At 67.2% G+C, this 5,857-nt stretch carries 8 protein-coding genes; 2 read left to right on the top strand and 6 right to left on the bottom strand.

What is annotated here, in order from left to right:
* On the top strand, positions 1–596 hold a 596-nt coding region (locus tag JHC57_RS20605), incomplete at its 5' end, for an MFS transporter (RefSeq protein ID WP_294032458.1).
* Between the two features lie 50 nt (positions 597–646).
* Positions 647–1,690, top strand: coding sequence for an alpha/beta hydrolase (locus JHC57_RS20600; RefSeq protein ID WP_294032457.1), 1,044 nt, complete (start codon positions 647–649; stop codon positions 1,688–1,690).
* Here the strand turns inward: JHC57_RS20600 and JHC57_RS20595 are convergent.
* From JHC57_RS20595 to JHC57_RS20570, 6 genes are all read right to left on the bottom strand, one after another.
* Positions 1,641–2,396, bottom strand: coding sequence for an alpha/beta fold hydrolase (locus JHC57_RS20595; RefSeq protein WP_294032456.1), 756 nt, complete (start codon positions 2,394–2,396; stop codon positions 1,641–1,643). The two genes, JHC57_RS20600 and JHC57_RS20595, sit on opposite strands and share 50 nt — an antisense overlap.
* 46 nt (positions 2,397–2,442) lie before the next feature.
* Positions 2,443–2,682 (bottom strand): hypothetical protein, encoded by a 240-nt coding sequence (locus JHC57_RS20590; RefSeq protein ID WP_294032455.1) that lies wholly within the window; start codon positions 2,680–2,682, stop codon positions 2,443–2,445.
* Between the two features lie 108 nt (positions 2,683–2,790).
* Positions 2,791–3,093, bottom strand: a complete 303-nt coding sequence (locus JHC57_RS20585; RefSeq protein WP_294032454.1) for a UBP-type zinc finger domain-containing protein — start codon at positions 3,091–3,093, stop codon at positions 2,791–2,793.
* Positions 3,090–4,049: a DUF5996 family protein gene (locus JHC57_RS20580; RefSeq protein ID WP_294032453.1), complete on the bottom strand. Its 960-nt coding sequence runs from the start codon at positions 4,047–4,049 to the stop codon at positions 3,090–3,092. Before JHC57_RS20580 ends, JHC57_RS20585 begins: the two co-directional genes overlap by 4 nt.
* A gap of 350 nt (positions 4,050–4,399) precedes the next feature.
* On the bottom strand, positions 4,400–5,068 hold the full coding sequence (locus JHC57_RS20575) for a spermidine synthase (protein ID WP_294032452.1): 669 nt from the start codon (positions 5,066–5,068) through the stop codon (positions 4,400–4,402).
* Between the two features lie 6 nt (positions 5,069–5,074).
* The coding region (locus JHC57_RS20570) for an N-succinylarginine dihydrolase (protein ID WP_294032451.1) at positions 5,075–5,857 on the bottom strand (783 nt) is incomplete at its 5' end.

Genomic DNA, 5,857 nt, shown 5'->3' with positions numbered 1-5,857 from the left:
CCTTCCAGTTCGATCCGGTGGGCAAGGAAAAGTTCGAAAGCACCGGCTGCGACATCGCCAGGTCGGCGCTCGCGAAGGCCGGCGTCAGCTACACCAGCGTGACCCGCGCGCGCCGGTCGGGGGAGGCCGCCGACGTCTGGATCGGCAACCGCGTGCTCGTCGCCCCCGAACCCTGGCGCCTCGCGGAGGAAGATCGCGCCGCCGCCGCCGAAGCCTTCCGCAAGGAGCTTGCGGCTGCGACCGCGGCAGCCGGCTATCCGGAAAAGGCCGATCTCGCCGCGATGAACAAGCCACTCGTTGTCGCGATCCTCTTCTATCTCGTGCTGCTCGTGACGATGGTCTATGGCCCGATCGCCGCGCTGCTCGTCGAGCTGTTCCCGAGCCGCATCCGCTACACCGCGATGTCGCTGCCCTATCATATCGGCAACGGCTGGTTCGGCGGCTTCCTGCCGACGACGGCGTTCGCGATGGTCGCGGCGACGGGCAATATCTATTACGGCCTGTGGTATCCGGTGATCGTCGCCGTGATCACATTGGTAATCGGGCTTCTGTTCCTGCCCGAGACTTTTCGGCGGTCGCTTCATACCCAGGCATAGATTGACCCGGCGGGTTCGCGCGCTAGGGTCGCGGCGAGCCTTGAGGGGGCATGATGATTGCCGACATAGATTTCGACGACCCGCCGCCGCCGCGGCGTCCATTGCTCCGGCGCAAGCGGGTGTTGATCCCGCTCGGGCTCCTGCTTGCGATCGTCGTCGGGTTTCTGCTCCTGCTGACCCCCGACACCGACCGCGAAGAGATGATCGCCAAATATGGCGGTCCGAACGCGGCGTTCGTTGCGGGGCCTGCGGGGCAGCGCATTCACTATCGCGATCAGGGCAGGGCCGATGGCCCGCCGATCATCCTGATCCATGGCGCCAACGCCAGCCTGCACACCTGGGAACCGCTCGTGAAGCGGCTCGGCGCCGATTACCGGATCGTCACGCTCGACCTGCCCGGCCACGGTCTGACCGGCGCGACGCCCGATACCGATTATTCGGCTGAGGGCATGATGGACGCGGTCGACGTCGTCGCGGCGAAGCTTGGCCTTGATCATTTCATCCTCGGCGGCAATTCGATGGGTGGCTGGGTCGCGTGGCGCTACGCGCTCGCCCAGCCGGCGCGCGTCGATGCGCTGCTGCTGATCGACGCTGCGGGCATGCCGCTGCGCAAGGGCGAGAAGCGCCCCGAATCGAACGTCGGTTTCCGCGTGCTCGAATATCCGCTCGGGCGCTGGCTCGCGACGCGCGTCACCCCGCGCATGCTCGTGGAGCAATCGCTGCGCGGCTCGATCGAGAAGCAGGAGATCGTCGATGACGCGATGATCGACCGCTATTGGGAGCTGCTGCGTTTCCCCGGCAATCGCCCGGCCACGGTGCTGCGCGCGCGGATGGACCGCGAACCCGCGATGGCGGCGCGCGTGGGCGAGATCGAGGCGCCGACGTTGATTCTGTTCGGCGACAGGGACCGGGTGATCAATCCGACCGCGGCGAAGACCTTCAACGAAAGAATCGCCGGGTCGGAGGTGGTCATGCTGCCGGGGATCGGCCATCTGCCGATGGAAGAGGCGCCCGACGCGACCGCGGCCGCAGTCGCCGACTTCCTCAGGCGGCGGCTCGTCGTTTCGCCCCTAGCTGATCCAGAAACGCGCTGATCCGCGCCGAAATCGCCGCGGCGTGGGTGAAGGGAAAAAGGTGCGATCCCGGCACCACTTCGAGCAGCGCACCGTCGATCAGGTCGGCGATCGCCTGTCCGTGGCATGCGGGAACGACACCGTCGCGCTCGCCCATCAGGATCAGCACCGGCACGCCCTTCAATTGCGGCAGCATCGCGGCGCTCGTCCATCCGGCCATCGCCATCGTCTGCCAGGCGAGGCCGAGCGGGGTCGCGGTCGGCAGTTTCAACCCGCTCGCGAGCATGTCGTCGTCGAGCAGCGCCGCCCAGCCGATTCCCGGCGCGCCGACGCTCGGCGTCGTCGCCATCAGCACCAGCCGCCGCACGCGCCCGGGGAACTGGATGGCGATCTGCTGCGCCAGCGCGCCGCCCCAACTGAAGCCGGCGACGTCGATCAGCTTGTGGCCGAGGCGGTCGGCGATTTCCATCACCACGGCGGCGATCGTCGGCGCGCCATAGGGCAGCAGCGCATCGGGCGAGCCGCCGACTCCCGGCATGTCGACCGTCCACACCTCGCGGCCATGGATCTGCGCCAGCAGCGGCGCCGCGGCGGCGATATCGGCGCCGATGCCGTTGAGGAAAAGCAGCGGCGTACCCGGCGCGCCTTCGCGCCAGCGCGCGACGCGCAGGCTGAGACCGTAAACATGCTCGGTGCTGATGGCGGGCCGGCCGCTGATCCTGCTCATGGCCCGCGCCATCGCATATCTCGGTGACCGGCGAAAGACCGCTGCGCTATTCGGCCTGTCGCGCGGCTTCGGCCGCCTGTTCGTAGCGGAGGCAGTCGAAAATCTTCGCGCCGGCAAGGAAGACCGAACCGGTACAGGCGAGCAGCAGCAGCTTGCCGCCCGTTCCCGGATATTCGTGCAGATAGGCCGCGCCGCGCGCCATCGCGCCGACCGCGAGGGCATAGATGATGAGGCACGCTTCGAAGCGGGTCTTGATAACGAACAGGCGTCCGACTTTTTTCAGCATCACCATAGCCCAAGCAAGCGCTGTGCCAGTGGCGCAAATCGGGGATTCGCGGCAACGGCCCTATGGTAAACTGTAAGTTAATCCGACAGGCGGGGAAAGGGCGGGCGCCTAGAAATAGCGCGGAATCGGCCCGATCTGCCGCGTCCGGCCGGGAAGCGCGACGACGACATCGTCGACATAGCACCAGCCCCAGCCCTCGGGCGGATCATAGCCCTCGATGATCGGGTGGCCGCTCTCGTGAAAATGCGCGCGTGCATGGCGGGCGGGCGAATCGTCGCAGCAGCCGACATGGCCGCAGGTGCGACAAAGGCGGAGGTGGACCCAGATGCCGCCGGTCCGCAGGCATTCCTCGCACCCCTTGGCGCTCGGAACCACCTCCGCGATCGCGGCCTCGTGCGAACAATTCGTCATGCGCTCTCCCTTGTCTCGCGTACCCGCGCCGGCGCGCCCATCGGGCATTCGAGCGCGGCGCGGTCCCAGCCCGCCGCATCGGCGGCGGCGGCATAGGTGGTTTCGAGGAAATCGAGCAGCAACGCGTCGGGCGACGCCGCCGTCCGCACTGCCTCATACGGCAGGATATATTCGCCGAGCCCGGTATCGAAGCGCGCCGCAGCCGGCACCGGACAAGTGCGAAAGCCGGACGGTTCGGGATAGGCGTAGGAATAGAAGGCCGGCTCGGGGAAGCCGTCGCCGCCGGGCCAGAAACCCGCGCTGCTCACCTCGTGCGAATAGGCTTCGCGCGTCACGGGGTCGGGCAGGCCGGGCACCCCGCCCGGATGCGGCGGCGCGGCGCGCCCCGAAAAGCGCGTGACCGCGAGGTCGAAGCTGCCCCAGAAAAAATGCACCGGGCTCGCCTTGCCGAGGAAGCCGCTGCGGAACAGCTTGAAGATACGGTCGACCTGCACCAGCGCACGCCAGAAACGATGCGCGGCCCCGGCGTCATAGCTCGCGTGGCTTTTGTCACGGGCGAAGGGGATCGGGTCGGGCACCTCGTTCGGCACGCCATTAATCCGCACCGCCACGCCGAGGTCGGCGAGCAGCCCGAGCAGCCGGTCGTGGAAATCGGCAACGCTGCGCGGTTCGAGCACCAGCTCGCGTTGCTGATTGGCGCTGGTGCGACAGACCAGCCGGTGCGCGATGAAGTCGAATTCGATCTCGAGCAGTTCGTGCCCCGCCGGGATCGGCGAGGTCGTGAGCCCGCGCGCGCTGACATAGAGCGGGACCTGCCAGCCGTGATTGAGCCACGGCGTCAGCGACAGGCGGACCTTGCCGACGATCTGCGTCCACAATTGCAGCGTGATCGCCGTATCGCGCCAGTCGGCCCAGCGCAGCTCGGGCCAGATCGTCGCACGCTCGTCCGGTGACATTCGGCTCTCCTCGTCGAAGGATCGAGTCCCGCCCCACGCCGATGTTAGCCCGCGGGAACGCGATCGGCCAGTGGCGGGATTCAGTGATGTCCGTTTTGGGGTGGGGAGCGGACGTTGACGCTCATTGCAGGCTGACGATAAATCTCAGGACATGAAACGCTATCGCCCTCTGTTCTTGATCGTATTGATTGCGGCACTGCTTTTCGTGGGCGTCGCAATTGCGGTCCTACGCGCCGACAGGTGTTCCGACGAGGGCGGAGTTGTCATAGCATTTATGACTCGAAATCAGCACTGCGCCGACCGCAATTAGCCGTTCGGCTTGTGTCCGCAACCGGTCGAAATCACTCAAGCTATGCTCGCGCAAACCAGATCATGTGCCGCGCACCCTTGCCGTTACTTCGCGCACGTACCGCGACTTCTTCGACTCGGAATCCCGCCGCGATCAGACGCCGGGTAAATTGCGCATCGGGCGCTGCCGACCAGATCGCGAGAACGCCGCCGGGGCGAAGTGCCGCCCTTGCCGATGCCAGTCCGGCGGGCGAATAAATGCCGTCGTTCGCTTCGCGCACCAGCCCGTCGGGGCCGTTGTCGACGTCGAGCAGGATTGCGTCATAGCGGCCGCGTCCATCGGCGATCGACGCGGCGACGTCGCCGACCACCAGTTCGACGCGTGGATCGTCGAGGCAACCCGCGGCAAGCTCCGCCATCGGGCCGCGCGCCCAGTCGATGATCGACGGGACGAGTTCGGCGAGAGTGACCTTTGCGCCCGGCCCCAGCGCTGCCAGTGCGGCGCGGAGCGTGAAGCCCATGCCATAGCCGCCGATCAGCAGGTGCGCCGTGTCGAGGCTTCGCAGCCGCTCGCAACTTATCACCGCCAGCGCTTCTTCGGAACCGCTCATCCGGCTGTTCATCAGCTCGTTGCCGCCGATCGCGATGATGAAATCATCGCCGCGCCGGTACAGGCGCAGCTCGTCGCCGCCCGGAATCTGCGCGGTGTCGATCAGTTCGCGGATCTTCAACCGATGTCAGCCGAGTTCGCTGAGGCCGAGTTCGGCGAGCAGTGCGGCGCGGGCCGAGCGGACGTCGTTCGCAAGCGTCGCCGACGCGAGGTCACCCGCCGCAATCGCTTCGGGCCAATATTTGTCCACAACGCCCGCGATGCGGTCGAGTTTCGCTTCGTCGGCGATGAAGCGCGGGTCGACCGTCGCCGGATCGGCGACGACGCGCAGCCGCAGGCAGGCGGGGCCGCCGCCGTTCGCCATCGACTGGCGGACGTTGACGGGAAGCAGCCGGCGGATCGGGCCATTGCCCGCGATCATCGTCTCCAGCCAGTTCCATACCGCGGGCGTATCCTGCGCCTCGGTCGGCAGCACCAGCCCCATGCCGCCGCCGTCGGGCAGGGTGACGAGCTGGGCGTTGAACAGATAGGATTTGATCGCGTGTGCCAGGCTCACCGCGCTTGCGGGCACCTCGACGATCTCGACCGCGGGAAAGGCGGCGCGGATTTCGGCATGCGCTGCCTCGCGATCCTCGAACGCGGTTTCATGCGTGAACAGCACATGTTCGTTCGCGACCGCGACGACGTCGTTGTGGAAGGCGCCGCTCTGGATCGCGGTGTCCGACTGGCGGATGAAGAGCGTGCGCGCCGGATCGAGCCGGTGTGCGCGCGCGATCGCCTTCGACGCGTCGAGATGCTGCCGCGCCGGGAAGCGCCCGCCACCGACGCCATGGACGAAGATCTCGACGCCTTGCCCGTCATGTCCGCTGCACAGCCGCATATGGTTCGCCGCGCCCTCGTCGCCGAACGG

The organism is Sphingopyxis sp. (assembly GCF_016463645.1).
GTDB lineage: Bacteria > Pseudomonadota > Alphaproteobacteria > Sphingomonadales > Sphingomonadaceae > Sphingopyxis.
Note: the sequence above shows the minus strand (reverse complement) of the source record. Positions and strands in the feature narration are given on the sequence as shown.

What these genes read in the sequence shown, in the direction of transcription:
- JHC57_RS20600 (WP_294032457.1), top strand. Translation starts at nt 647, where the DNA reads ATGATGATTGCCGACATAGATTTCGACGACCCGCCGCCGCCGCGGCGT.
- JHC57_RS20595 (WP_294032456.1), bottom strand. Translation starts at nt 2,396, where the DNA reads ATGAGCAGGATCAGCGGCCGGCCCGCCATCAGCACCGAGCATGTTTAC.
- JHC57_RS20590 (WP_294032455.1), bottom strand. Translation starts at nt 2,682, where the DNA reads ATGCTGAAAAAAGTCGGACGCCTGTTCGTTATCAAGACCCGCTTCGAA.
- JHC57_RS20585 (WP_294032454.1), bottom strand. Translation starts at nt 3,093, where the DNA reads ATGACGAATTGTTCGCACGAGGCCGCGATCGCGGAGGTGGTTCCGAGC.
- JHC57_RS20580 (WP_294032453.1), bottom strand. Translation starts at nt 4,049, where the DNA reads ATGTCACCGGACGAGCGTGCGACGATCTGGCCCGAGCTGCGCTGGGCC.